We start from the raw sequence: 25,582 nt of genomic DNA on the forward strand, positions 1-25,582 counted from the left end.
GTCCGGGGGCAGGTCCACATCATGATCACCGCCCTCGATCGGACCGCGCCCCGCGATCTCGCCGCAGAGCTTCCGGCCCGTTTGTCCCTCACGCCGAAGACCATGCTCGCCGGCCAGTTGGACGGGGCCTGGTGGCCCCGCTCCCGCGACCTCGGAGCCGAGCTCCCACCGCTCGCCGCCGCCCTGGAGGAACCCTGGGGGCGGATCACGCGCGTCACCGTGAACCCCACCCGCTGGCCCGCCGTACCGCACACGGTGCCCGCGGACGGGCGGACGCTGCACGTGGCCTGGTTCACCGAACAGGACCCCGACAAGCTGATCCTGCTCTCCTACACCGTCGGCCGCTGGGACCTCCTGGTCATCCCGCCCGAGACCGAGCCCGCCGCCGCGGCCCGGCTCATGGCCGCCGCCGCGATCCCCGGCAGCGTCCTCACCGCGGGCGTCCTGATGGCCAACGAAGCCGCCATCGGGCGCGGCATCCGCGACGCCCTGCGCCAGGAATCCGGCTGGGAGAGCGAGGGCGGGGCCTGCATGTCCCCCTTCGGGAATTCGATGGACCGACGCGATCTCCCGCTGCCCGGGAACGGCTGGAGGTGAGCTCCGTGGAGACCATCGTCCTCATCGCGGTGATGATCCTCGTGACCGGCATCGGAACGCGCCTGATCCACCTGCTCAACGCGCAGCACGACGCGCGGATCGCGGCCCACCACTTCAGCGACCCCCTGCCGAGACCTCCCGGTCTGCCGGACGACACCAGTCGTCGAGCCCACCGTGCAGATGCCGGCCGGTGAGGAGCAGACCCTCCTCCGACCGGGGGCAGCGGACGGGGCGCCACGGCGCCCCCACCCGCCGGTTCCTGGCCCGACACGAAGGAAACACGCCCACGTGAAGTACATCGAGACCCAGACATTGCCGTCGCCCGGGCACGCCGAGGTGCGGATCGTCGCGCACACGCCCGAAGCCGCCCGAGCGGTCGCGGAGGTGCTTCGCCACTGCTTCGCCGGCGCGGAACAGCGCAGCTATCCCGGCCTCGACGGCGACACCCGCCTCCACCTCACCGTGGACACGGGAACGCCCGCCGGCCCCGCCCGCTCCTGGCTGGCCGCCAGCCGGACCCCCGTCGGCGCCGGCGCCCACTCCGACGAGACCTGAGGGTCCCGCGGGCCCGGGAGCCCACCCACCACACATGAAAGGACGCGGTCATGGCCACACTGCGCGACCGCAAGACCTACCGCGAACAGGTGCTCCGGGTCCTGTACGAAGCCGTCGAAGGCAACCGCCTCCTCGGCATCACCGGAGCACAGCTGCGACGCGACCTCCACGTACCGGAACAGGACCTGGCCGCCGCCTGCACCTATCTGGCGGGCGACGGCCTGATCGTCGTCGACTGGGAACCGGGCAACACTCCCGCGATGGTCACCCTCACCCATGAAGGGATCCGGCGCATGGAGTCCGAGGAGGAGGAGCACGGCTGAACCGGGCAGGGCCTGCGACGTCCCGGGTGGCGGGGGTCGCGGTCCCGGGACACCGTGTGGGCATGGCAGCCCCTGTCTCCGTCCCCGACGGCGCCCCGTCCGCCCGGGAGCCCTTCGTCCGCCACCTGGGCCCCAACTGGTACGCCGCCGTCATGGGTACGGCCATCGTCGCCAACGCCGGGGTGGCCCTGCCGGTGGACGTGCCCGGACTGCGCACCGGCTGTCTGCTGGTGTGGGTCCTGTCCGCGGTCATGCTGGCGGTCCTGCTGTGCGCCCGCGCCGTGCACTGGGCCCTGCACCACGACCAGGCCAGGGCCCACCTGCTCGACCCGGCGGTGGCTCCGTTCTACGGCTGCCTCTCGATGGCGCTGCTCGCGGTCGGCGGGGGCGCGATGCTGGTGGGCAAGGACTGGATCGGCGAGGGGCCGGCCGTCGTCGTGGACACGGTCCTGTTCCTCGCGGGGACGGCCGTCGGACTGCTCGCCGCCGTCGCGATCCCGTATCTGATGGTGGAGCGGCACCAGATCAAACCCGGCAGCGCGTCACCCGTCTGGCTGCTTCCGATCGTCGCGCCGATGGTCTCGGCGGCCCTCGGTCCGCTCCTGATCCCCCATCTGCCGGCCGGCCAGTGGCAGGAGGCGCTGCTGCTCGGCTGTTACGGGATGTTCGGGCTGAGCCTGCTGGCGACCTTCGTGCTGCTCCCCGCCGTCTTCGCACGGCTGGTCAGCGGCCCCCGGCTGCCGCTCGCGCTGACGCCGACGCTGTTCCTCGTACTCGGCCCGCTGGGCCAGTCCACGACCGCGGTGAACAAGTTCGCCGACGCGGCGCCCGGGGTGGTCCGGGCCCCGTACACCGACGGCTTCCGGATGCTCGCGGTGATCTACGGGGTGCCGGTGATGGGGTTCGCGCTGCTCTGGTTCGCCTTCGCGGGCGCCGTGCTCGTCCACGCCCGGCGCCGCGGCATGCGCTTCTCGATGACCTGGTGGGCCCTGACCTTCCCGGTGGGCACCTGCGTCACCGGGGCGGAGGGCCTGGCCCGCCACACCGGCCTGGACCTCTACCGCTGGCTCGCGCTCGCCCTGTACGCGTTCCTGCTGGCGGCCTGGCTGGTGGCCGGATCCCTGACCCTGCGCGGGCTGTTCACCGGTGCGCTGCGGCCCGCTCCGGCCGCCGGGTGACGCCGATCCGGCGGCGGAACACCCAGTAGGTCCAGGCCTGGTAGGCGATGACCACGGGAGCCCCGAAGGCCGCGACCCAGGTCAGGATCGTGAGCGTGTAGGGGGAGGAGGCCGCGCCCTGGACGGTCAGGCTCCAGGCGGGGTCGGTCGAGGAGGGCATGACCTCGGGGAACAGGTCGAGGAAGAGCCCCGCGACCAGGGCCGCCACCGTCAGCCCCGAGAGCGCGAACGCCCAGCCCTCCCGGGCCTTCTCGGTCATCTCCGCCACGAGGAACAGGGCGGCGACGGCCACCGTCAGCACGATGAAGGCGGGGACGGAAGGGCGGTGGACCTGGGTCCAGAGGACGAAGAGCAGCATGGCCACGACGGTGGGGGTGGTCAGTCGGCAGGCCAGGGCGCGGGCGCGGCGGCGGATGGCGCCGGTGGTCTTGAGCGCGGCGAAGAGCGCCCCGTGGAGGGTGAACAGGCACAGGGTGACGCAGCCGCCCAGCAGCGCGTACGGGTGCAGGAGGTCCAGGACGGTGCCCGTGCAGTTCCCGTCCGGGCCGATCGGCACACCCCGCACCATGTTCGCGAAAACGAGGCCCCACAGGTACGCGCATCCCAGCGAGGTCCACAGGACGCACCGGTCGCAGGTGCGGCGCCAGCGCACGTCGGCCCGCTTGGCCCGGTATTCGAGGGCGACTCCGCGCACGATCAGGCAGACCAGGAGGGCGAGCACCAGCAGGTAGAACCCGCTGCACAGGGCGGCGTACCAGTCGGGGAAGGCGGCGAAGGTCGCGCCGACGGCGGTGAGCATCCAGACCTCGTTGCCGTCCCAGACCGGGCCGATGGTCGCGAGCAGCACCCCGCGCTCCTCGGAGTCACGGGCGAGGATCCGGGTGAGGATGCCGATGCCGAAGTCGAAGCCCTCGAGGAAGAAGTAGCCCGTCCACAGGAAGGCGATCAGCACGAACCAGACGTCGTGGAGTTGCATGGGGAGTCGTCCCTCGTACGTAGGCGGGTGCGCGCGCGGTGTCAGTGGGCGGAGGTCGGTGGGCGGAAGTCAGCAGGCAGAAGTCAGTAGGCGAAGGTCACGGGGCGGTCGGCGGGCTCCGCAGGGTCCGGTGCTCCGTCGTCGAGCTGCGGTCCGGCCCCGGCGTAGCGGATCATCAGCCGGACTTCGACGACCGCGAGGACCGCGTAGAGCAGGGTGAAGACGCAGAGGGAGACGGCGGCCGAGGCCGTGGAGACGCCGGGCGAGACCGCGTCGGCGGTCTTGAGCAGGCCGTAGACCGCCCAGGGCTGGCGGCCCATCTCGGTGAAGATCCAGCCGAAGGAGTTCGCGATCAGCGGGAAGCCCAGGGTGAGGACTCCGGCCCGCCACACCCACCGGGTCAGGAAGGGGCCGAGCTCGCGCCGGGCGGTCACCATCAGCCGCGGGGTCTCCTCCTCGCCGGTCCGCAGGCGCGGGTCGAGCCACCGCTTCGTCCGGGTCAGCCACAGCCCGGCGACCGCGCCGGCGAAGGAGACCATCCCGAAGCCGATCATGAGCCGGAAGGCCCAGAAGGTCATGAAGATGCTCGGGACGTAGTCCTCGGGCCGGCCTCCGTGGAGCGCGGCCTCCTGGCGGGCGGTGTCGTTGATGCCCGGCACCGATCCGGTGAAGTCGTGGTGCGCCAGGAAGGAGAGGAGGCCGGGGATCTCGATGGCGACGTCGTTGCGGCCCTCGCTCACGTCACCTACCGCGAAGACCGAGAACGGCGCGGGCGCGCTGGTGTCCCAGAGCGCCTCCGCGGCGGCCATCTTCATCGGCTGCTGCTCGAACATGACCTGTCCGAGGCTGTCGCCGCTGACGGCGGTGGCCAGCCCGGCGACCGCCGCGACGGCGAGGCCGACGCGCAGCGAGGCGCGCATCACGGCCGTCCGCCGGCCCGGTGCGCGGCGGCTGCGCCACAGGTGGAAGGAGGCGATGCCGACGACGAACGCCCCGCCGGTCAGGAAGGAGGCGGAGAGGGTGTGTCCGGCCTGGACGAGGGTGGTGTGCTGGGTCAGCACGGCCCAGATGTCGGTGAGCCGCGCCTTCCCGGCGGCCGCACCGCCGGCCGTTCCGCCGGCGCCGTCCACGGCGTACCCGACCGGGTGCTGCATCCATGAGTTGGCCGCCAGGATGAAGTACGAGGACAGCACGGTCCCGAGGGACACCAGCCAGATGCAGGCGCAGTGGACCTTCTTCGGCAGCTTGTCCCAGCCGAAGATCCACAGCCCGATGAAGGTGGACTCGAGGAAGAACGCGATCAGCGCCTCGAAGGCCAGCGGCGCCCCGAAGACATCGCCCACGAAGCGCGAGTAGTCGGACCAGTTCATGCCGAACTGGAACTCCTGCACGATGCCGGTGACCACGCCCAGCGCGATGTTGATCAGGAAGAGCTTTCCCCAGAACTTGGTCGCGTGGAGGTACTTCTCCTTGCCGGTGCGGACCCAGGCCGTCTCCAGGCCGGCGGTGATCGCGGCGAGGGAGATCGTCAGGGGGACGAAGAGGAAGTGGTAGACGGTGGTGATGCCGAACTGCCAGCGGGCCACGGTCTCCGGCGCGAGGGCCAAAGTGCTCATGCGTCCACATTCGGGCCGGGCCACGCCCGCGCGGTAGCGGCAACGGATCGATGCATCCATAGACTGGCTCTATGCCCCTCCCCCCTCGCGTCCCCGATCTCCCGGCCCTGGACCTGCTGCTCAGCGTCATCGAACTGGGCAGCCTGGGGAGGGCCGCCGAGGCGCACGGCATCAGCCAGCCGTCGGCCAGCTCCCGGATCCGCTACCTGGAGAAGCTGGTCGGCCTGCCGGTCCTGGAGCGTTCCACGCTGGGCTCCAGGCCCACTCCGGCGGGCGCGCTGATCGCCGAGTGGGCCGGCCCGGTGGTCGAGGCGGCCCGGCAGCTCGGCGCGGGCATCGACACCCTGCGCGAACAGCGCGACTCCCGTCTGCACGTGGCCGCCAGCCAGACCGTCGCGGAGTACCTCTTCCCCAAGTGGCTGGTGGCCCTGCGCACTTCCGCTCCCGGGACCACGCTCACCCTGGAGCCGGGGAACTCGGCCACGGTGGCCCGGGCCGTCCTGGAAGGGCGGGCCGGGATCGGCTTCATCGAGAGCCCGAGGGCGCCCAAGGGGCTGGAGAGCCGGCTCGTGGCCAGGGACCGCCTCGTCGTGGTCTTCGCGCCCCGCCACCCCTGGGCGCGGCGCACCGACATCACCCTGGCGGAGCTGGCCGCGACCCCGCTGATCCAGCGCGAGCCCGGCTCGGGGACCCGTACCTCCTTCGAACGGGCCGTCGCCGCCCGCGTCCCCGGCTGGCAGCCCGCAGCGCTGATGGAGCTCTCCTCCACCACGGCCATCAAGAACGCCGCGGCCGCCGGTGTCGGTCCGGCCGTGCTCAGCTCGCTCGCCGTCTCCGCCGAGCTCGCCTCGGGCAGCCTGAAGACCACCACGGTGACCGGTCTCGACATGACGCGGTCCCTGCGCGCCGTGTGGCCCGCGGGGCAGCGGCCCGCGGGACCGGCCCGGGACCTGTACGCCATCGCGCGGCGCCCGGTGGCGGCGGGCTCGTAGAGCTAGGCCATAGAACGGTTCTATGGATGCATCGATCCGTTGCCGCTACCGGCACGGAACTCCCGGGCGGAGGGTGGAGTCAAGAAAAGATCCCCCGATGAAGCTGGGACACCATGTACACCCTCCTCTTCCTCCTCATCTTCTTGTGCGTCATGACGGTGCTCCGCGACCGGCCGGGCCGGTCCCGAATGCTGCTGTGGACCGGAACCCTGATCGTCACCACGGTCGCCTTCCTCCCCCACGTCATCACCCACACCTTCCACATCGCCCTCTGAACCACCGCGTTCAGGAGGAGGAGACCTCACCATGAGCAAGACCTCGAACCGACTGGGGCTGTGGTTCGCCCACGCCTACGTCATCGGCCTCTGCGGCACCCTGGCCGGCGCCTACTTCTTCCAGTTCGGGCTGTGGGAGTACCCCTGCCCCATGTGCCTGCTCCAGCGGATGTTCTTCCTGCTCAGCGCCCTCGGCCCGGCCTGGATCATCGCCCGGTCCCGCAAGGGCTCGGTGACCACCCGGGAGTGGGCCTCGGGCTGGGGCTGGGCCATCGGGGCCGCCCTGATCGGCAGCACCGTCTCCGCCGCCCAGGTCCTGATGCACATCGTGCCCCCGGACCCCGGCTACGCCGGCGCCCTGTTCGGCCTGCACCTCTACACCTGGGCCCTGATCACCTTCCTCGCAGCCGCGCTGGCCGCCGCGGCCGCCCTGTTCCTGACCCCCGTGGCCGAACCCCTGGACGCCGGCACCACCTCGCCCGCGCTGCGCCGGGCCGGAGCCGTCACCCTGGCCGTGCTCTTCGTCTTCGCCGCCAGCAACCTGGTCGCCTGCTTCTTCCTCCAGGGCTTCAACTGGCAGATGCCCGGCGACCCCACCAGCTACCAGTTCTTCACCGGCTTCGGCCTCTGAAAACCGAAACGGCCCGGTTCAGGCCTCTGGCTGTTCGACTGCACTCCACTGGTTAGGGGGGTCGTGTTCATGCCCCGCTCCTACCTTCGGTTTGCCCGAGTCGTACCACCCGAGGGGGATCTCCCACACATGCGCCGCAGATCTGTGAAGACACTTACCGTCCTGGCCATCACCTGTGCCGTGGCCGCCGGTACCGCCGTCAGCGCCAACTCCGCCCCCCAGTACAGCGACCAGGGGCACGGCGAGATCCGCAACGTCATCTACCTGCTCGGTGACGGCATGGGCCGCACGCACGTCACGGCCGCCCGCGAGCGGTTCTACGGTGCCGCCGGCAAGCTGAACATGGAGAAGCTGCCGAACTACGGCGCCGTCGCCACGTACGCCGTCGAGAAGGGCTCCGACAAGCCCTCGCTGGTCACCGACTCGGCCAGCTCCGCCACCGCGTGGGCCTCGGGCGTCAAGACGTACAACGCGGCCCTCGGTGTCGACTCGTACGAGAAGAGGGTCGCCACGCTGATGGAGCAGGCCCACGCGGCCGGCTTCGCCACGGGCAACGTCTCCACCGCCGAGATCACCGACGCCACCCCGGCCGCGCAGGTCAGCCACGCGCTGCTGCGCGGCTGCCAGGGCCCGGTCTACTCCGACGCCGCCTGCCTTCCCAAGAAGGAAGACGGTACGTACGAGGCCGCGCCCGCGGACAAGACGCTGATCACCCCGATCGCCGAGCAGATCGCCCGCAACGGCACCGCCGACGTGATCTTCGGCGGCGGCCTCGCCCGCTTCGAGCCGGACGACCAGAAGGCCCTCCAGGCCCAGGGCTACCAGGTGCTCGGCAGCTTCGGCGACGCCGCCCTGCCCGCCCAGAGCGCCGCCAGCCAGAAGGTCGCCACCAAGACGGACCTGGACAAGGCCAACGGCAAGAAGGTCATCGGCCTCTTCAACCGCGGCAACCTGACCGTCGAGCAGGCCAAGGCCGGCCTGCCCGCGGACGCCGTGCAGAAGCAGGAGCCGACGCTGGCCGACATGACCAAGAAGTCGATCTCGCTGCTGACCGACCGCAAGCAGCAGGACCGCAACAAGAAGAACAAGGGCTTCTTCCTCCAGATCGAGGGCGCCCAGATCGACAAGCGCTCGCACGCCAACGACGCCGCGCAGACGCTCGGTGAGGTCAAGGCGTTCGACGACGCGGTCAAGGCGGCCACGGACTTCGCGAAGAAGGACGGCCACACCCTCGTGATCGTCACGGCCGACCACGAGTGCGCCGGCTTCAACATCATCGAGCACGGCACCTACACCAACTCCGAGGCCGTCGCGCCGCCCGCCAACACCGACGCGGGCAACACGGCGAACAACAGCACCCCCTCGCGCCCGGCCTCCGGCGCGAAGGACCCGGTCCGCTCCAGCGGCATCGTCAACGGTGCGGGTTCCGCCGACGCGAAGAACTTCGCCCCGGCCACCTTCCGCACCCCCGACGACGCCCCCGGCATCAAGGACGGCAGCGCGGACGCCAGCCTCTGGCTGACCTACCTGTCCGGCAACCACACCGGCGCCGACGTCCCGATCTACGCCTACGGTCCGGGCGGAAACGCTTTCGCCGCGAGCCAGAACAACACCGAGCTGTACGGCAAGATGTACCGCTCGCTGTTCGGCCGCTCCGCCCACTGACCCTGCCCCACCAGGAGCAACCGATGAGACACCTCGCCCGTAGCGCGGCCGCCGCGCTGGCCGCCGCCGCAGTACTCGCCCTCGCCACGGGCTGCTCCGGCAGCAAGGACACCGGCGGCGCCGCACCCGCCGTCTCGGTGTCCCCGGTGGCCATGCCGGCGCCGCGCAGCGCGCCCTCGCCGGCCGCGTCCCTCGCGCAGCCGGCCGCGCCGGGCGAGGTCCGGGTGGAACAGGGCCCGTTCAACGACCGGGTGAAGCTGACGGGCCTGGTGCTCACCGGCAAGAAGACCGTCACCGGGCGGGTGGCCATCACCTCCGACGTCAGCGACACCCTGGCCCTGGAGGTGGCCGCCGCGTACTACGACGCGGCCGGCCGCCTCGTGGGGACCGGGAAGTTCGAGTACCAGGAGGAGGGCGAGGACGCGAAGGGCGCCGAGCACCACGACGGCCCCCGCGCGGCGGGTCCGGACGGCATCGCCTTCACGGTGACCCCGGGCGCCCTGACCGGCACCGCGGCGAGCGTGGTGCTCTCCATCCCGGTGCTGGTCAGCGAGTAGCCGAGAGCTCTCACGGCAGTGCATTGCAGAAGGGTCCCACCGCTCGCGGTGGGGCCCTTCGCGTTTCCCGGTCCGCTCACCCCGGGGGTCTCGGCCCGTCCAGGAGCCCGCTCTGGGCCGTCAGGTACGCGAGCTGGGCGCGGCTGTTGCTGCCGAGGAGGTCGGACATCCGCTTCAGGTGGGTGGCGACCGTACGCGTGCTCATGCCGAGCCGGCTGGCGATGGCGGCGTCGGTGTACCCGTCGACCATCAGGCGCAGGACGTGGAGCCGGGTCTCGTCGGTGAGGACCTTGGGCCGGTGCTGGTCGGGCTCGTAGACGATGGGTTCGGCGCGGTCCCAGGCATGTTCGAAGACCGAGACGAGGAAGTACACGATGCCGGGGTCGGTGACCTTGAGCGCGTGGTCGCGGTGCTCGCGCTCCTTGTCGGGGATGAAGGCCACGGACCGGTCGCAGATGATCAGGCGGTCGAAGACCTCGTTGACGGTGCGCACTTCGACGCCGACGTCGGTGACGGCCTTGATGTAGTCGAGCGTGGGGCCGTGGGTGCGCACGGTGTGCTGGTAGAGGGTGCGCTGGCGCACTCCGCGGCGGCAGGCCTCCAGGGTGTTCTTGAGGGACTGGGCGAGCACCTCCTCGGGGCGTCCGCCGCCGGGGTGCGCGGTGAGCAGCTCGGTCTCGGCGGACTGGACGGCGTTCTCCACGGCGGCGGCGATCACCGGAGCCCTGGTGAGGCGCTGGACCGCCTCGCTGCCGTCCGAGCGCACGTCCCGGTAGACGCCCTCCATGCGCGACAGCAGGGCGCGTTGGGCGGCCAGCTCCCGCTGCTGTTCGAGGATGCGCAGTTCCACGGGGTGCGCCAGCGTGGCCGTGGCCACGGCCGGCGGTATCGGTATCAGGGAGTCCGGGTCGTCCATCGCGGGGGCCAGCAGGCCCAGTTCGAGCAGGCAGCGGGGGGCGTCGGCCCTGGCCGCGCGGCCCTTCTGCACTGCGGCCCGGTAGTACTCGACTCCCTCGTCGCAGACCTCCCCCGATGAGCGGGACCTCTCGGGGTCCGAGTCTTGATCGCCCTCCGTCAGACGGCACATGCCGGGTCCCCTTCTGCTTCACGCAATGCACGATCATGACCCCCGACGTCCCTTCCGTCGGCCTGCGCACACCGGCATTCTCTTTCTTGTGGCCAACAGCACGAGAACCACCAAGTAACTGTGTAGGGGGAAACGGAAATGAAGGACGTCCTATTCATGCGCGTCATCACCGGTGCGCTGGCCGCCGGAGCAGCCGTACTGGCGCTCTCCGCAGCAGCAGCCGGAGTCGTCGGAACCCAGGGTGTGGCCGCCCAGGATGCGACGCACATCGGCGCGGCGCCGGCGCCCGTACCGGCCGACCCGGGCTGGGCCTGAGCCGGTACCACGCCGGTGGCGAGCGGCGCGTGAGGCCGCGACGACCAGGTCGCCCCCACCCGCTCGACGGCACGTCACAGCCCCTTTAGCTTCACTTCCCCCGTGACCCCGGGGAAGGGGAACGGCTCGAAATGGTGGTGTCCCCGCCGACGGGCCGCCATCCTGCCGCACTCGTCATCCCGAGTTCCGGCATGTCGATTTACCGAAGGAGACTGAGAAAAATGACCACCGCAATCGCGGCTCCGAAATGCCTCGTGTGCGACACCGAATTCGAGGTGCAGGCGGACTGGGAGAAGGGTGAGATCACCGAGTGCACGGCCTGCGGCCAGGAGCACGAGGTAGTCGAGAAGACCGACGCCACGGTCCGCCTGGACCTTGCCCCCGAGGTGGAAGAGGACTGGGGCGAGTGACTTCCCCCGACCAGGTCCTGCTCTCGGTCACCATGCTGCGCCCGGACGAGAAGCTCCTTCTCACCGCGCTGCGCGCCGAGGGACTGAAGGCACAACCGCTGCTGATGGAGGATCTGGCCGAGGTGGTGGCGGGCCACTCGGGCCCGCCCGCCCTGGCTCTGATCAGGAACCTCTCCCACCGCGACGCGATCAGCGTCTCCCGGCGCCTGGAACACGCGGGCGTCACCACCCTCAACCGCGCCTCGACCATCGAGACCTGCAACGACAAGGGCCTCCAAGCCCTGCTCTTCGCCCGCAGCGGCATCCCGCACCCGGTCACCCGGCACGCGTTCAGCTACGACCAGGTCCGCTCCACCGTCGCCGCGTTCGGACTGCCGTCCGTGGTGAAGCCGGTCAGCGGGTCCTGGGGACGCGGGGTCACCAAGATGGCGAACGCCGAGTGCGTGGACGCCTGGGTGGGCGGACGGGAGTCCGCCGACGCCGGCGGGAAGCTCTTCCCGGTGGTCGTGCAGGAGTACATCGACAAGCCCGGCCACGACCTGCGCGTGGTGGTCGTCGGACGCACCCCGGTGGTGGCGATCCAGCGCGTGTCGGACGACTGGCGCACCAACACCCACCTCGGTGCGGAGGTCCGCCGCACCGAGATCACCCCGGAGATCGAGAAGCTCTGCGGTCAGGTCGTCGACGCCCTGGGCCCCGGCTTCTACGGGGTGGACCTGGTCGAGGACCTCACCACCGGCGAACTGCTGGTGCTGGAGGTGAACGCGAACCCCGAGTTCGCGCGCTCCTCCGCCCTGCACGGCGTCAATGTGGCCGGCCATCTGGCGGCCTACATCGCGCAGCAGCTCTCCGAGGAGCACTCGCAAGGCCCCGCACTGGGGCTCTCGGAGAACCGCTCAGGGCAGCAGCTCGCGGCCTCGGCCGTCTGACACCGGGCGCGCCGCGCCCCGGAACCCGTACGGGTCCCCGTACGAGGCCTCGCACCTGCCTCGTACGGGGCCCGGGTCACCGGGTCGCTGCGGCCCGCCCTCCAGGGCCGCAGGCCCGTACTTCACCCGAACCCGCACCCGCGAAGGCACCGCCATGCCCGCGTGCGCCCGCCCACCCGGCAACCGTCCATACCGGAGAAGCCCCCATGGAATTGTTCGACACCGCTACGGTGCTCACCCGCGTCCTCACCTCGGGCGTGGTCATGAGCATCGAGAAGAGCGACCGGGAACTACCCGGCCTCGAAAGACTGCTGACCAAGCAGACCGGACGCGCCAAGGCCGTCCTCCTCAACAGCCGTACCGGCGCGGTCCACGCGGCCCTCGCCGGCCAGGGCATCGGCCACGGCGACACGATCTCGCTGCCCGAGCAGGACGAGTCCTCGCTGGCCTTCCTGAACTGGCTCGGCGTCGGCGTCGTCCACGACGGCGGGCCCGCCGCCTACGACCGGATCGAGCTGGACGCCGAGAACGCCGGCCGGCTCCCCGAGCTGGCCGCCGCGTCCACCGCCCCCGCCCTGGTCGTCGACCTCACCGGGCTCGGTTTCGGCCCGGCCGCCGCCGTCCTGACCGACGACGCGAAGGTGTGGGCCCGAGCCGAACGGCTGAAGATCTTCGGCGCCTACGACCTGCGGACCATGTGGACGCAGGAGGAGGCCGACGACTCCCTGGTGCCCGGAGTGCAGTTCAACTACCGGCTGAGCCCGCTGGTCGCCGCCTGCGCACGGATGGCCCTGACTCACTCGGCGCGACCCGCCGCCCTGTCTGGAGCACGTTCATGATCACTGATTTCCCGTCCGCCCCCCTCCCGCTGCCGGCCGCCGCCGACCTGGAGGCCGAGCTCGCCGCCCTCGGCGGCGACGCGATGATCCCCAAGTCCCTGCGCCGCACGCTCTTCCCGATCATCACCAAGGAAGACGTCTTCAACCTGATGCTCGCGCAGCGCCAGGCCCCGGAGAAGGTCGTCGCCGACTTCGCCGAGTCCTACCGCCAGTACGTGGGCGCCAACTACGCACTGCCCACGGCCAGCGGCACCTCCAGCCTCCACATGGCCCTCGTCGGCGCCGGCGTACAGCCCGGTGACGAGGTCATCGTCCCGGCGTTCACCTTCATCGCCACCGCCCAGGCCGTCGTCGCCGCGCACGCCGTCCCGGTGTTCGTGGACATCGACCCGGTGACGTACTGCATGGACCCGGCCGCGGCCGCCGCCGCGATCACCCCCCGGACCCGCGCACTGATGCCCGTACACGTCCACGGCCTGCCGGCCGACGTGTCCGCGCTGCGCGCCCTGGCCGACAGCCACGGCATCGCCCTCGTCGAGGACGCCTCGCACGCCCACTCCGCCAAGATCGGCGAGCAGGTCGCGGGCTCCTTCGGCGACGCGGCGGGCCAGAGCCTGATGGCCGACAAGAACTTCCCGCTCGGCGGCGAGGGCGGCATCGCCTTCTTCGCCACCGAGGAGGCCTACGAGCGCTCCGTGCGCTACCTGGAGCGCCACGGCATCGACTACGGCATGTCCTGGGTCGCCGCCGCCTTCGGCTCCGGCCAGCTCAAGCGGCTCCCGTACTACGACCAGATCCGGGCCCGCAACGCCACCCTGCTCGGCGAAGTCCTCCAGGACACCGGCCTGTTCACCCCGCCGCACGTACCGGCCGGCCACACCCACGCCTACAACATGTACCGCACCACCCTGCACCCGGAGGCCGTCGGCCTGGAGGACCTGCCGGTCCACGCGGTCAAGGAAGCGGTCCACGAACTGCTCGTCGCCGAGGGCGTACCGGCCCGCGAGTGGCAGAACACCCCGATCCCCTGCCACCTGCCGTTCCAGCACCGCGACGGCTTCGGCAACGGCTACCCGTTCTCGCTCAACCCGGGCGCCGTGCGCGACCACCGCCCCGAGGACTTCCCGGTCACCCTGGGCATGCTCGACAGCACCCTCGTGCTCTGCCGCGAGCTGCGCTCCCCCGTGGAGTACGAGCGCATCCTGCGCTACGCCGACGCCTTCCGGAAGGTCGCCCGCCGCCCGGACGCCATCCGCAAGCTCGTCGAGGCCGGCGACTACCGCCGCCCCTACGAGAAGGCGGCCCGTCTTGGCTGAGCACAAGGTCCGCGTCGCCGTCATCGGCGCCAGCGGCTACACCGGCGGCGAAGTCATCCGCCTGCTCCTGGAGCACCCCGGGGTCGAGCTCGCGTTCCTCTCCGCGGAGCGCTCCGCGGGCGCCACCATCGGCAGCGTCCACCCCGGACTGCGCAACCACCCCCGGGCCGCGGGGCTCAAGTTCCGCCCGCTCGCCCAGCTCGCCGACATCGACCCCGTCGACATCGCCTTCGGGTGCCTGCCCACCGGCACGCTTCCCGTGCAGCTGCCGCAGATCTCCCCGTACGCCAAGCGGATCCTCAACCTCGGCGGCGACTTCCGGCTCCGCGACGAGGCCGAGGTCGCCTCGTACTACCCGAAGACCGCCTCGAACCCGCCGTCCGAGGAATTCGCGTACTACATCCCGGAGCTGAGCCCCTCGGTCCCGGAGAGCCGCTTCATCAGCCTGCCGGGCTGCATGGCCGTCAGCACCGTCTACGCCCTCTACCCGCTGTTCGCCGCCTCGCTGGTCGAGGAGCGGGTGGTCGTCGACGCCAAGACCGGCTCCTCCGGCGGCGGCCGCGGCTCCAGCGAGTCCCCGGCCGAGCGCAGCGGCAACTTCCGGGTCCACAAGCTGCACGGCCACCGGCACGCTCCGGAGATCCGCCAGGTCATCGCCGAGTTCACCGGCGCCGCCATGGACCTGCGCTTCTCCACCCACAGCCTCGACGTGGCGCGCGGCATCATGGTCACCGCCTACGCCGACCTGCGCGAGGGGGTCACCCCCCTCGACGTCAAGCGCGCCTACGCCAAGGCCTACGTGGGCAAGCCGTTCGTCCGGGTCCGCCCGGCGCCGAAACTGCCGCAGGACTTCCCGATGCTCAAGGCCGTCGTCGGCTCGAACATCGCCGAGGTGGCGGTGGCCGTGCGCGACGGACAGGTCGTCGCGGTCGCCGCCCTGGACAACCTGCTCAAGGGCGCTGCCGGACAGGCCGTCCAGGCCATGAACCTGATCTGCGGGTTCGACGAGGCGGCCGGCCTGCCCTCCACGGCGGTGTCCCCGTGACCCGGCCCCTCTACGTGGTCAAGGCGGGCAGCGCCACCCTCGACCGCGGCACCGTCCACGGGGAGATCGCCGCCCTCGTGGCCCGCGGCGCCCGGGTGCTCCTGATCACCGGCGGAGCCACCGGCATCGAGCGCCACTACGAGGCGATCGGCCGGCCCATGCCGCAGCTGCGCCTCGCCAACGGCGACACGGTGCGCTACTGCCCGCCGGAGGAGATGGGGCACCTGGTCGACGCGTACGAGCGGGTCACCCTGCCGGCCGCCGAGGCGGGCCTGCGGGAGCTCGGACTCAGCGTCTTCACCTCGGTCGCCGCCCGCGGCGGCCTGGTGACCGGACGGGCCAACCGTCCGCTGAAGGCGCTCTCCGCCGAGGACCGCCCGATCGTGGTGCGCGACCACCGGGCCGGAGTGCCCGACGAGGTCGACACCGTACGGCTGCGGGCGCTCCTGGAGACCTACGACGTGGTCGCGCTGTCCGCCCCGGTCGCCGACCGGGACGGCGGCGCCCCGCTCAACGTGGACGCCGACGTCCTGGCCGCGGTCCTCTCCAACGCCCTGGGCGCCGACCACCTGCGCCTGGTCACCGGTACCGCGGGACTGCTCACCGACCCGGCCGACCCGGCCTCCACCCTGACCGACGCCTACCCGGGCGACGGGGCGCGCTACGCCGGCGGCCGGATGCGCCAGAAGGTCCGCGCGGCGGAGATCGCCCTCAAGGGCAGCGCCGACGTGGCCATCACCGGGCCGCACACCCTGCGCGACCCCTCCGGCTGGACCCGCTTCTGGCCGGTCCGGGAGCCCGCCGCCGACCTGGGGCTGCTCACCAAGGTGGTCGCGGTGCCCTCGGTCTCCGGGGACGAGGAGGAGCTCGCCTCCTTCCTCGTCGCATGGTGCCGGGAGCGCGGCATGGAGGCCCGGATCGACGAGGTCGGCAACCTCGTCGCCACCCGCGGCGACGGCCCCCGGCGGCTGCTGCTCCTCGGCCACCTCGACACAGTGCCGCACCACTGGACCACCGAGTGGCGCGAGGACGAACTGTGGGGCCGCGGCAGCGTGGACGCCAAGGGCAGCCTGGCCGGCTTCCTGGAGGTGCTCGCCCACGCGGACATCCCCGAGGACGGACAGCTCGTCGTGGTCGGCGCGGTCGAGGAGGAGATCTCCTCCTCCAAGGGCGCCTTCCACGCCCGCGACCACTACCCGGCCGAAGCCGTGGTGATCGGCGAGCCCAGCGGCTCGCAGACCCTGACCCTGGGCTACTTCGGACTCTTCAAGCTCAAGGTGACCGCCTCCGTCTCCAGCGGACACTCGGCGGGCATGGACGCCACGTCCGCGCCCGACCGGCTGATCGACGTACTCGGCGCGATCCGCGAATCGGTCCTCAAGGAGGCGCCCGACGCGCTCTCCGCCGTCATCGACATCACCTGCGAGACCGGCCGCGACCGGCACCGGGCCGTCGGAACCCTCAACTTCCGGGTGCCGCCTGCCGCCGACCTGGACCTGCTGCGCACCCTGGCCCTGGGCCACGCGGGCGAAGAGGTCTCGGTCGAGGTCCTGCGGGCCACCCCCGGCCACGCGGGCGGCCGTTCGGGATCCCTCGTCAAGGTCTTCAACCGGGCCTTCGCCGAGGCCGGCATCCGGCCCCGGTACGTGGTCAAGAAGGGCACCTCCGACATGAACACGCTGGCCACCACCTGGCGCGGCGTACAGATGGTCGCGTACGGGCCCGGGGACTCCTCCCTCGACCACACCGACGAGGAGCGCATCGGTGGCATGGAGTACCGCACCGCGCGCTCGCTCCTCGCCGACGCGGTGAACCGCTGGTTCGCCCTGCCCGAAGGGAGCCGTCGATGACCGCCGTACTCGACGCACCGGCCGAGCTCTCCGGGGACGAGGTCCAGGAAGTCCTCGCCGCCCGCGCCGCCGAGGCCCGCCGCCTCGTCGTCGACATGGCCGCGAGCCCGCGCGGCTGCCACCTCGGCGGCAGCCTCTCGGTGCTCGACATCCTGATCGCGGCGCTGCACCGGGCCTCGGCCGGGGACGGCACCGAGGTCGTGCTGAGCAAGGGGCACGCCGCCGCCGGGCTCTACGCGGCCCTCTACGTCAGCGGCATCCTGCCGGAGAACCCGGCGCCGCTGTACGGCCTCGCGGGCAGCCCCTATACGGGGCACCCGGGGCCGAAGGTCCCCGGAGTCCGGTTCCCGACAGGGAGCCTGGGCCACGGGGTGCCGTACGCCGCCGGCTGGGCGATGGCCCGCCGGATCGGCTCTCTCCCGGGGCTCGGCATCGCCGTCGCAGGCGATGGCGAGCTCCAGGAGGGCCTGGTCTGGGAGACCTGCCAGGTGGCCGCCGCCCAGCGGCTCGGCAACTTCGTCCTGGTCGTGGACCGCAACGGCGGCCAGAACGACGGGATGGTGGCCGACATCTCCCCGCTGCCCGACCTCGCGGGCCGGTTCGCCGCCTTCGGGTTCGACGTGGTGGAGACCGATGGCCACGACCTGGCGGGGCTGACCGCGCTGCTGGCCGGGGACCGCTCCTCGGCCACCCGCCCGCTGGCCGTGATCGCGGCCACCGTCAAGGGCAAGGGGGTTCCGGCCGTGGAAGGAAAGGCCGCCTCGCACTACGTGAGCATCGACGCCCGGCGGGCCAACCAGTGGAAGCGAGCGATCAAATGACCCTCTCGGGCCGTGACGCCTACCGCGACGAGCTGGCCCTGCTCGGCGCCGAAGACCCCGCCCTGCTCTGCCTGGAGGCGGACCTGGGAGGCAAGGGCCACGCCTTCCAACTCGCCCACCCGGAGCGCTTCTTCAACCTCGGCATCGCCGAGGGCGCGATGGTGGACATGGCGGCGGGCCTCGCCTCCGCCGGGTACAAGCCCTTCGTCAGCACCTTCGCTCCGTTCGCGGCGCTGCGTGCGGCGGAGAGCCTCAAGCTCACCCTGGGCTACCTCGCCGCCGGAGTCACCGTGGTGGCCCCCTACGCGGGTGTCTCCGGCGCCTGGTTCGGCACCACCCACCACACCCTGGAGGACCTCGCGGTCCTGCGCTCGGTGCCCGGCGTGACCATCGCGGCCCCCTACGGCGAGGCCGAGATGCGGGCGGTGATCCGCGAGGCGGTCCGCTCCGGCAAGCCCCACTACATCCGTACGGGGCGCAACGCGGCCTACGAGTCCCTGGACACCGCAGCCGCGGAAGGCCCGTACGAGGGGGAACTCCCGCTGGTCAACTGGGAGTTCCGGGCCGGATCCGAGGACGTGTGCCTGGTCTCGGTGGGGGAGGAGGGGACCCGGCTGGCCATGGAGGCCCGCCTCGCGGCCCCCGGCACCGCCCACGCCCACCTGGTGTACCTGGACCACGAGCACCTGACCCAAGCAGCGGCCGAACTGGCCGCCCACCACCGCCGGTTCGTCGTGGTCGAGGAGCACCGCGCCCAGGGCGGCGTCGCCGAGGCCCTCGCGCTGCTGCTGCCCCGCTGCGAGGTGACGGCCGCGAGCGCGAACCGCAGCTGGCCCTCGCAGGGCGGCGACCACGCGGAGGTCATGGCCGCGGTCGGCCTGGACCTGCCGGCGGTGCTGGCGGCCGTGGACCGGGCGGGAGACCAGGCACTGGCCGGCGCGGCCTGAGCCCCCCACCCCCCACCAGAACTTCACAGCACGAGCAACACCCGCAGTCCCCGCAGTCCCCGTAGCCCCATAGGCCCCACCCACCACACCACTCAGGAGTCACCGTGCACATCCTCATGATCGAGTGCAATCCGAACGGGATCGCCGGCATCGCCAACGCCCTGGAGCTCGGCCACGACGTCACCCTGGTCTCGGTCGACCCGGACTTCTACCTGGCCGCCTCGCCGCTCGCCGAAGCCGCGTACGCCCACCCCAACTGCGAGGTGATCAAGAGCGAGACCGCCTTCTCCATCGACGAGCTGACCGCCCTGGCCCGCGAGCTGCACGAGCGCAAGCCGATCCACGGCGTGACCACGTACAGCGAGTACCACACCGTCCACACCGCTTCCGTGGCCGAGGCCCTGGGCCTGCCGGGCATGAGCGTGGACGGCGCCCGCAACGCCCGCCACAAGCACCTCACCCGCCTCACCCTCGACGGCAAGGGCGTGCGCCAGCCGCGCTTCGCCCACGTCGCCGACCCGGCCGACATCGAGCCCGCCGTCCGCGAGATCGGCTTCCCCTGCGTGGTCAAGCCCTCCGACGGCACGGCCAGCCTGCACGTCCTGCACCTCAAGGACGAGGACGACCTGCGCGCCTACCTCGCCGAGCTCGCGGACGTCGCCGACTACGGGCGCGGCGTCGTACGCATCCCGGACCTGCTGATCGAGGAGTTCGTCACCGGCGACTTGATCTCGGTCGAGTCCTGCGTCCTGGCCTCCGGCGAGATCGTCCACCTCGGCCTGACCGACCGCCCGCTCAGCGGCTTCCCCTACTTCATCGAGATGGGCGCCACCTACTTCCGCGGCCACCCGCTCCAGGACGAGCTCTTCGCGGCCACCACCCAGGTCCTGGAAGGCCTCGGCGTGGACTTCGGCTTCATCCACACCGAGTTCCTGCTCGGCGCGGACGGCCCGGTGCTCTGCGAGGTCAACGGCCGCCTCATCGGCGGGATCGTGCCCAGCCTGATGCAGATCAGCTCCGGCGTCGACCCGTACCTGGAGGTCATCCGCCAGGCCCTCGGCGAGCGCCCCGAGCTGGCCTTCCCCGGCGACACCACCGCCGGCGGCCACTGGTTCGGCGCCCCCATCGACGGCACGGTCGAGTCCATCGCCTTCGACAAGCTGGCCGATCTGCCCGGCTACCACAGCGCGCTCGCCTACCGGAAGCCCGGCACCCCGGTGACCCGGCTGTCCCGCTCCAACTTCGACTGGATCGGCCACATCATCTTCACCGGCTCCGACCGCGACGAGGTCAACAAGCGCTGCGAAGAGGGCCTGGACAGCATCGAGCTGCGGATGAAGGTCGAGGTCGCCCGATGAGCTCCCCGGCCACCAGCACCACGGTCACGGACGGCCCGCTCGCGCCCGTGCCCGCCTCCCTGCGGGGCGTGGCCGTCCCCGCCCTCGACCCCACCGCCCTCTTCGACGTCACCACCGAGGGCGGGGTCTTCACCCGGATCGAGCCCTCCGGCACCCGCCGGGGCGGCGAGGACGAGCTGTGGCCCGGATACACCGAGACCCACGCGCACGTCGCACTGCCCGCCAACTTCGACGACAGCACCGACGACCCCCGGATCGTGGCCCTGCAGTACCTGTTCCACGGGGTCACCCACATCGTGGACATGTTCGGCTTCCCGATCGTCGCCGACGCCTGGGAAGCCGGCCGGCAGCAGTCGCCCTGGCCCTTCCCCGAGATCGCCCACCCCGGCTACGCGGTCACCGCCAGGACCGACGCGGCCGGACGCTACGGCCACGGGGTGGAGTTCCCCGTACCGGTCCACATGCTCGCCGTGGAGGCCGACCTCGACCACGCGCTGCGCTCCAACGCCGAGCGCGGCGGCACCTTCCTCAAGGTGATGTTCACGGACGGCACCGAACAGCCCGGCTCTCCCGTCCGGTTCTCCCGGATGTCCGAGCAGGTGCTGCGCTTCACCGCCCGGATGGCGGCCGAGCGCGGCATCACCGCCGTCATCGACTGCAACACGCTCCAGGAGACGCAGTGGGCGTACGACTGCGGCTTCAGGCTCTTCGCCCACTCGGTGCGCGACCGCACCCTGGACGCGGCCGACTGGAAGCGCCTGGACGGCGCCCGCTTCGTCTCCACCCTCGCCGGACTGCGCTCGATGATCATGACGGGGGAGGAGTTCGCCACCGAGTACGGCCGTGAGGGCTTCACCGAGACCCAGGACCCCCACAACCGGGAGTTCGCCTCGGCCATCGAGCAGCCCTTCGGCATCGAGTACGGGGTCCAGGAGACCCGTACCGCCGCACTCGCCGACATGCGCCGCAACGCCCTGGCCACCCTGGAGCAGGGCAACCTCCTGGTCGGCACCGACGCCGGCAACACCGGCGCCTACCACGGCTACTCCTTCCTCTCCGAGCTCGACCTGCTGCGCGGCGACGACCCGGCGCTCGCCGAACCGCTCCGCCTCCAGGCCACCCTCGGCGGCCGCCGCTACTTCGACGAGATGAGCGGGGCGCCCACCGGCATCCACCCCCTCTCCGTCGGGGCCGCCGCCACCTACAACCTGCACGCGGCGGGGACACCCCTCTCCGCGCTGCCCCTGGCCACCGTCGTGGCCGGAGTACCGGTCGACCGGACCGCGGTCGCACGGGTCATCGCGGATCTCCGCGCCACCACCACCAAGGGAAAGGCCGCGCTGTGACCACCGAACGCAGACGAGCACTGATCGGCGTCAACGCCGGGATCTTCCTCGCCCACATCGGGAACTTCATCTGGTTCCCCGTCCTCGTCGCCTCCCTGAGCGGCACCGACAGCGGCTTCTGGGCCGGCGTCGTGATGTGCATGACCTACGTCGGACGCCTGCTCGCCACCTTCTTCTACGAGGGCACGGCGGCCCGCGTCGGCATCCGCGGCGCGGTCTTCCTCGGCACGGCACTGGAGGCCACGGCGCTGGGCGCGATGGGCTTCAGCAGCGGCGTGCTCGTCTACGGGGCGCTCGCGTTCTTCATCGGCTTCGGCTCGGGAACGGCCTTCCCCGGCCTGAAGAACATCCTCGTCTCCTACCCCGAGGACGAGCGGCCCAAGGCGTTCTCCACCTTCCAGATGTCGGCCCAGGTGGGCCTGTTCGGCGGCTCGCTGCTGGGCGCCCTGCTCACCGACGTGGACCTGCGCACCCTCTTCTCCATCGTCTTCGCGATCTTCATCGGCTTCTGCCTGGCCGCCTCCTCCTTCATCCCCCGGGACGGCTTCGGCCCCAAGCCCGACCCCTCGGCCCCGGCCCCCGAGAAGCGCCCGCTCTTCAGCACCGCCGTCTTCAAGGGCATCGAAGTGCGCGGCGCCACCCGCTACTTCATCCTCTCGGCGGTCTTCTGGTTCCTGTCGATCGGCTTCGTCGTCGGCATCCCGCTGCACATGCAGGAGTACGTCACCCAGTGGGCGCCCTCCACCCCCTTCTGGATCACCGGACTGAGCGTCCTCGTCCTGCAGTACCCGCTGTTCAAGTTCCTGATCAAGCACCTGCGCCCCGGGGCCGTCATGGCCGTCGGACTGACCGGCATGACCGTGGCCTTCGTCGCCTTCGGTGCGGGTCGCGGCGCCGCCTGGGTGGTCGTCGGCTGCCTGACCGTGGTGCTCGGCGAGATCCTCTTCGTACCGTCCTTCGACATCTGGGTCGCCCGCCGTGTCCCCGAGGACCGGCTCGCCAAGGCCATGGGCGCCATGCACTTCTTCCGCAGCGCCGGGAACATGGTCGGCTCGCTGCTCGCCGGCGCCCTGTTCGACCTCTCCCTCTCCTGGGGCGTCCCCGGCGCCAACTGGTACGTGGCCGCGGTCGTGGCCGCGGGCTGCGCGGTCATCTGCCTGGTCAGCCGGGACGAGCCGGCGCCGCAGGCCGAAGTCGACCAGCCCTCGGAGGCCGCGGAGCCCGTCGAAGCGGTCTCCGCCAAGTAGTCGCTCCGCATCCCCTTCCCCCCACCCCCTTCGTACCCAGAAAGATGAGGACAGCGGCAGATGGCTGATGTCTGCGTGGTCGGCGGCACCCGGTTCTTCGGCAAGCTGCTGGTGAAACGACTGCTCGACGCGGGCCACCGCGTCACCGTGGTCAACCGGGGGATCACCCCCGACCCCTTCGGCACCTCGGTCCGGCGGCTCGTCGCCGACCTGAACGTCCCCGGCGAGCTGGCCTGGGCGGTGACGGGCGAGCGGTTCGACGCCGTGGTGCACCAGATGTGCTACACCCCGAAGGCCGCCGTCGAAGCCGCCGAGGCCTTCGGCGACCGGGCCGGGAAGTTCGTTCTGACCAGCAGCATGGAGGTGTACAACAAGGACACCTTCCGCTGGCGGATCCCCGCACCGGCCATGAGCGTCTTCGCCCGCGAGGAAGAGCTCGACACGGCGCACTACGCCTACGACACCGAGCTGCCGTGGGAGGACCCGGCCTACGTCGGCGCCAACTACGGCGAGGGCAAGCGACAGGCCGAGGCCGCACTGCTGGCCACCTCCCGGGTGCCGGTGGTCATCGCCCGGGTGGCCCATGTACTGGCCGCCGAGGGGGACTTCACCGGGCGCGTCGGCTTCCACCTGGACCGGGTCCGCGGCGGCCTCCCGATCGTGGCGCACGCCGCCCCCGGCCGGACCTCCCTGGTGCACGCCGAGGACGCCGCCGCCTTCCTCGCCCGGGCCGCGACCACCGCGATGACCGGGACGGTCAACGTGACCTCCCCCGACACCGCGGACGTGTACGACGTCTGCGCGGCGGTGGAGGCGGCGACCGGGCTGCGCGCCCATGTCGTCGAGAAGCAGGACCCGGCGGGCGACCCGGACCTCTCGCCCTTCTCCTGCCCGGCCGATTTCGGGATGTCCGCCGAGCGGGCCACCTCGCTCGGCCACCGCTTCACCCCGGTCTCCGAGTGGCTGCCCGCCCTCGCCCGTACCGCCGCCGCCGCTACGGCCGGCGCCTTTGCCACCGCCACCGCCACTGCCACCGCTGCCGCCGCCGTCGCGGTCCAGGAGAAGTGATGTTCGACCTCATCGTCATCATCCGCACCACCGGCCCCGGGAACATCGCCGCGGTCGCCGAAGCCCTCGACCGGATGCGCCCGATGTGCCTCGCCGAGGACGGCTGCGTCGCCTGGGAGGCGTACCAGTCCCAGGCCGATCCGAGGCAGTTCGTCCTGGTCGAGCGCTGGCTGACCCGCGCGCACTGGGAGGCGCACGGGGAGGGCCCGGCCATCCAGGACGTCTACCTCACCGAGATCCTGCCGCGCGTGGAGCGCGAAGTTCACCCCAGCGTCCCCGTCCAGAGCCAGCCCGTAGGAGTTTCCGCATGACCGCCGCCGACACCGCCGCCGACACCTCCCCCGCCCTCGCCGCCGCTCCGCGCCCGCGCCGCATCGCCGTCGTCGGCGGCCGTCCCGCCCCCGTCCACGGGGCCCGGGAGCTCGGCATCGACGTGGTCCTCGTCCACACCGAGGGCCAGTTCGACCGGGCCGAGGCCGAGGAGCACTGCTCCACCGTCCTCACGGGTGACATCACCGACGCCGGGGAACTGCTGGCGCTGCTCCAGCCGTTGCACGAGGAGCAGCCCTTCGAGCGGATCCTCACCACCACCGAGCTGGCGGCCGTGTCGGTGGGCGAGCTCAACGAGAAGCTCGGCCTGCCCGGCACCCCGCCCGAGGTCTCGCGGATCATCCAGGACAAGTCCCTGACCCGTCAGGCCCTGGACCGCCACGGGCTCAGCCCCGTACGCCACCGGATGATCAGAGACACCGAGGACGCGGTCGCCTTCCTGGCCGAGGTCGGCGGCCCGATCGTGATGAAGCCGGGCAAGGGCGCGGGCAGCCTGCACATCAACATGGTCGACGACGCCGGAGCGGCGGCCCGCGCCTTCCGCGAGATCACCGAGTTCGGCTACGGCGGCGTCCTGGCCGAGGAGTATCTGGAGGGGCCGGTCGTCAGTGTCGAGGGGTTCTCGCACCAGGGCCGCCACATCGTCCTCGGCATCTGCGAGTACCGCGTCAACGAGCACTTCGTGGAGTGGGAGTGCAGCGTCTCCAGCGACCTGGCGGCGCCCTTCCTGCCCGAACTGCACCGGCTCAACGCCGACATCCTCGACGCCGTGGGCCTCACCGACGGCCCCTCGCACAGCGAGTACGTGCTCACCCCGGCGGGACCGCGCCTGCTGGAGACCCACAACCGGCTGTCCGGCAGCGGCATCCCCGAGATGGTCCGCCGCTCCACGGGCTGGGACCCGGCGCGGCTGTTCATGACCGTACCGCTGGGCATCGACGAGCTCCCCGAGACGGCGCCCGAGCCGCTGCGGGGCGCGGCCATCCGCTTCCTGGAGGCCCCGGCCGCGGGAGTCCTCACCGGTATCGAGGGCCTGGAGGAGTTCGCCGCCCGGGGCATCCCGGTACGCCGCCTCGCGCCGGGCGCGAAGGCCCCGCACATGGTGCCCTTCCTGAAGGGCCTCGGGGAGGCCGCCGAAGCGGTGGTGGTCGCCAAGAACCCGGGCGACCGGGTGGCCGCCATGGATTCCCTGCTGGCCTGCGACAACGGCTACGTCGTCGCCACGGCCCCGACCCGCGCCGAGGCCGTGGCCCGGTGCGCGGAACTGGCCGCCGCGATCACCTTCCGGGTCCGCCCGGAGGCGTAGCGG

General features: G+C 71.7%; 28 protein-coding genes. 25 read left to right on the forward strand and 3 right to left on the reverse strand.

Annotation, left to right across the window (positions count from 1 at the left end):
- Positions 1 to 21: 21 nt before the first annotated feature.
- The 5 genes from OHU74_RS17075 to OHU74_RS17095 all read left to right on the forward strand — a co-directional run bounded on the left by OHU74_RS17075 (position 22) and on the right by OHU74_RS17095 (position 2,653).
- Positions 22 to 597 (forward strand): DUF5994 family protein, encoded by a 576-nt coding sequence (locus OHU74_RS17075; protein WP_371616693.1) that lies wholly within the window; start codon positions 22 to 24, stop codon positions 595 to 597.
- A 5-nt stretch (positions 598 to 602) separates the two neighbouring features.
- Positions 603 to 791, forward strand: coding sequence for a hypothetical protein (locus tag OHU74_RS17080; RefSeq protein ID WP_371616694.1), 189 nt, complete (start codon positions 603 to 605; stop codon positions 789 to 791).
- A gap of 94 nt (positions 792 to 885) precedes the next feature.
- On the forward strand, positions 886 to 1,152 hold the full coding sequence (locus tag OHU74_RS17085; protein ID WP_371616695.1) for a hypothetical protein: 267 nt from the start codon (positions 886 to 888) through the stop codon (positions 1,150 to 1,152).
- Positions 1,153 to 1,202: 50 nt separating this feature from the next.
- Positions 1,203 to 1,475, forward strand: a complete 273-nt coding sequence (locus OHU74_RS17090; RefSeq protein WP_330297280.1) for a hypothetical protein — start codon at positions 1,203 to 1,205, stop codon at positions 1,473 to 1,475.
- A gap of 62 nt (positions 1,476 to 1,537) precedes the next feature.
- Complete coding sequence (locus tag OHU74_RS17095) at positions 1,538 to 2,653, forward strand: TDT family transporter (protein WP_371616696.1); 1,116 nt, start codon at positions 1,538 to 1,540, stop codon at positions 2,651 to 2,653.
- On the opposite strand, the gene cydB is transcribed toward OHU74_RS17095, so the two are convergent.
- Positions 2,616 to 3,629: a cytochrome d ubiquinol oxidase subunit II gene (cydB, locus tag OHU74_RS17100; RefSeq protein ID WP_371616697.1), complete on the reverse strand. Its 1,014-nt coding sequence runs from the start codon at positions 3,627 to 3,629 to the stop codon at positions 2,616 to 2,618. The genes OHU74_RS17095 and cydB overlap by 38 nt on opposite strands.
- Positions 3,630 to 3,712: 83 nt before the next feature.
- Positions 3,713 to 5,245: a cytochrome ubiquinol oxidase subunit I gene (locus OHU74_RS17105; protein ID WP_371616698.1), complete on the reverse strand. Its 1,533-nt coding sequence runs from the start codon at positions 5,243 to 5,245 to the stop codon at positions 3,713 to 3,715.
- 71 nt (positions 5,246 to 5,316) lie between these two features.
- Here OHU74_RS17105 and OHU74_RS17110 point away from each other — a divergent pair, with 71 nt between their 5' ends.
- From OHU74_RS17110 to OHU74_RS17130, 5 genes are all read left to right on the forward strand, one after another.
- Positions 5,317 to 6,237, forward strand: coding sequence for a LysR family transcriptional regulator (locus OHU74_RS17110; RefSeq protein ID WP_371616699.1), 921 nt, complete (start codon positions 5,317 to 5,319; stop codon positions 6,235 to 6,237).
- A 113-nt stretch (positions 6,238 to 6,350) separates the two neighbouring features.
- On the forward strand, positions 6,351 to 6,512 hold the full coding sequence (locus OHU74_RS17115) for a hypothetical protein (RefSeq protein WP_371616700.1): 162 nt from the start codon (positions 6,351 to 6,353) through the stop codon (positions 6,510 to 6,512).
- 31 nt (positions 6,513 to 6,543) lie between these two features.
- Entirely contained in the window at positions 6,544 to 7,143 is a 600-nt protein-coding gene (locus OHU74_RS17120) for a disulfide bond formation protein B (protein ID WP_371616701.1), read from the forward strand.
- 129 nt (positions 7,144 to 7,272) lie between these two features.
- Positions 7,273 to 8,808, forward strand: coding sequence for an alkaline phosphatase (locus tag OHU74_RS17125; RefSeq protein WP_371616702.1), 1,536 nt, complete (start codon positions 7,273 to 7,275; stop codon positions 8,806 to 8,808).
- Positions 8,809 to 8,831: 23 nt separating this feature from the next.
- Positions 8,832 to 9,365: a hypothetical protein gene (locus OHU74_RS17130; RefSeq protein WP_371616703.1), complete on the forward strand. Its 534-nt coding sequence runs from the start codon at positions 8,832 to 8,834 to the stop codon at positions 9,363 to 9,365.
- Between the two features lie 76 nt (positions 9,366 to 9,441).
- On the opposite strand, the gene OHU74_RS17135 is transcribed toward OHU74_RS17130, so the two are convergent.
- Positions 9,442 to 10,452 carry a LuxR C-terminal-related transcriptional regulator gene (locus OHU74_RS17135; protein ID WP_371616704.1) on the reverse strand — a complete coding sequence of 337 codons (1,011 nt, stop codon included), beginning with the start codon at positions 10,450 to 10,452 and terminating at the stop codon, positions 9,442 to 9,444.
- Between the two features lie 138 nt (positions 10,453 to 10,590).
- On the opposite strand from OHU74_RS17135, the gene OHU74_RS17140 reads away from it, so the two are divergent.
- The 15 genes from OHU74_RS17140 (at position 10,591) to OHU74_RS17210 (ending at position 25,579) form a co-directional block, all read left to right on the forward strand.
- Entirely contained in the window at positions 10,591 to 10,767 is a 177-nt protein-coding gene (locus OHU74_RS17140) for a hypothetical protein (protein ID WP_371616705.1), read from the forward strand.
- 221 nt (positions 10,768 to 10,988) lie between these two features.
- On the forward strand, positions 10,989 to 11,177 hold the full coding sequence (locus tag OHU74_RS17145; protein WP_330297291.1) for a lysine biosynthesis protein LysW: 189 nt from the start codon (positions 10,989 to 10,991) through the stop codon (positions 11,175 to 11,177).
- Positions 11,174 to 12,106 carry a RimK family alpha-L-glutamate ligase gene (locus tag OHU74_RS17150; protein WP_371616706.1) on the forward strand — a complete coding sequence of 311 codons (933 nt, stop codon included), beginning with the start codon at positions 11,174 to 11,176 and terminating at the stop codon, positions 12,104 to 12,106. Before OHU74_RS17145 ends, OHU74_RS17150 begins: the two co-directional genes overlap by 4 nt.
- Positions 12,107 to 12,312: 206 nt before the next feature.
- Positions 12,313 to 12,945: a degT/DnrJ/EryC1/StrS aminotransferase gene (locus tag OHU74_RS17155; RefSeq protein WP_371616707.1), complete on the forward strand. Its 633-nt coding sequence runs from the start codon at positions 12,313 to 12,315 to the stop codon at positions 12,943 to 12,945.
- Positions 12,942 to 14,261, forward strand: a complete 1,320-nt coding sequence (locus OHU74_RS17160; RefSeq protein WP_371616708.1) for a DegT/DnrJ/EryC1/StrS family aminotransferase — start codon at positions 12,942 to 12,944, stop codon at positions 14,259 to 14,261. The genes OHU74_RS17155 and OHU74_RS17160 overlap by 4 nt, the downstream gene beginning before the upstream one ends.
- Entirely contained in the window at positions 14,254 to 15,306 is a 1,053-nt protein-coding gene (argC, locus tag OHU74_RS17165) for an N-acetyl-gamma-glutamyl-phosphate reductase (RefSeq protein WP_371616709.1), read from the forward strand. Before OHU74_RS17160 ends, argC begins: the two co-directional genes overlap by 8 nt.
- Positions 15,303 to 17,156: a M20/M25/M40 family metallo-hydrolase gene (locus tag OHU74_RS17170; RefSeq protein ID WP_371616710.1), complete on the forward strand. Its 1,854-nt coding sequence runs from the start codon at positions 15,303 to 15,305 to the stop codon at positions 17,154 to 17,156. The genes argC and OHU74_RS17170 overlap by 4 nt, the downstream gene beginning before the upstream one ends.
- On the forward strand, positions 17,153 to 17,977 hold the full coding sequence (locus tag OHU74_RS17175; RefSeq protein ID WP_371616711.1) for a transketolase: 825 nt from the start codon (positions 17,153 to 17,155) through the stop codon (positions 17,975 to 17,977). The genes OHU74_RS17170 and OHU74_RS17175 overlap by 4 nt, the downstream gene beginning before the upstream one ends.
- The gene (locus OHU74_RS17180; RefSeq protein ID WP_371616712.1) at positions 17,974 to 18,924 is read left to right on the forward strand and encodes a transketolase; all 951 of its coding nucleotides are present in this window, start codon (positions 17,974 to 17,976) and stop codon (positions 18,922 to 18,924) included. The genes OHU74_RS17175 and OHU74_RS17180 overlap by 4 nt, the downstream gene beginning before the upstream one ends.
- Positions 18,925 to 19,028: 104 nt before the next feature.
- Complete coding sequence (locus tag OHU74_RS17185) at positions 19,029 to 20,282, forward strand: ATP-grasp domain-containing protein (RefSeq protein WP_371616713.1); 1,254 nt, start codon at positions 19,029 to 19,031, stop codon at positions 20,280 to 20,282.
- Positions 20,279 to 21,628: a hydrolase gene (locus OHU74_RS17190; protein WP_371616714.1), complete on the forward strand. Its 1,350-nt coding sequence runs from the start codon at positions 20,279 to 20,281 to the stop codon at positions 21,626 to 21,628. The genes OHU74_RS17185 and OHU74_RS17190 overlap by 4 nt, the downstream gene beginning before the upstream one ends.
- Positions 21,625 to 22,875 (forward strand): MFS transporter, encoded by a 1,251-nt coding sequence (locus OHU74_RS17195; RefSeq protein WP_371616715.1) that lies wholly within the window; start codon positions 21,625 to 21,627, stop codon positions 22,873 to 22,875. The genes OHU74_RS17190 and OHU74_RS17195 overlap by 4 nt, the downstream gene beginning before the upstream one ends.
- A 60-nt stretch (positions 22,876 to 22,935) precedes the next feature.
- On the forward strand, positions 22,936 to 23,943 hold the full coding sequence (locus OHU74_RS17200) for an NAD-dependent epimerase/dehydratase family protein (RefSeq protein ID WP_371616716.1): 1,008 nt from the start codon (positions 22,936 to 22,938) through the stop codon (positions 23,941 to 23,943).
- Positions 23,943 to 24,254 carry a putative quinol monooxygenase gene (locus OHU74_RS17205; protein WP_371616717.1) on the forward strand — a complete coding sequence of 104 codons (312 nt, stop codon included), beginning with the start codon at positions 23,943 to 23,945 and terminating at the stop codon, positions 24,252 to 24,254. The genes OHU74_RS17200 and OHU74_RS17205 overlap by 1 nt, the downstream gene beginning before the upstream one ends.
- Positions 24,251 to 25,579 carry an ATP-grasp domain-containing protein gene (locus OHU74_RS17210; RefSeq protein ID WP_371616718.1) on the forward strand — a complete coding sequence of 443 codons (1,329 nt, stop codon included), beginning with the start codon at positions 24,251 to 24,253 and terminating at the stop codon, positions 25,577 to 25,579. Before OHU74_RS17205 ends, OHU74_RS17210 begins: the two co-directional genes overlap by 4 nt.
- The last annotated feature ends 3 nt before the right edge of the window (positions 25,580 to 25,582 follow it).

It is taken from the genome of Streptomyces sp. NBC_00454, assembly GCF_041434015.1.
Taxonomy (GTDB): Bacteria; Actinomycetota; Actinomycetes; order Streptomycetales; family Streptomycetaceae; genus Streptomyces.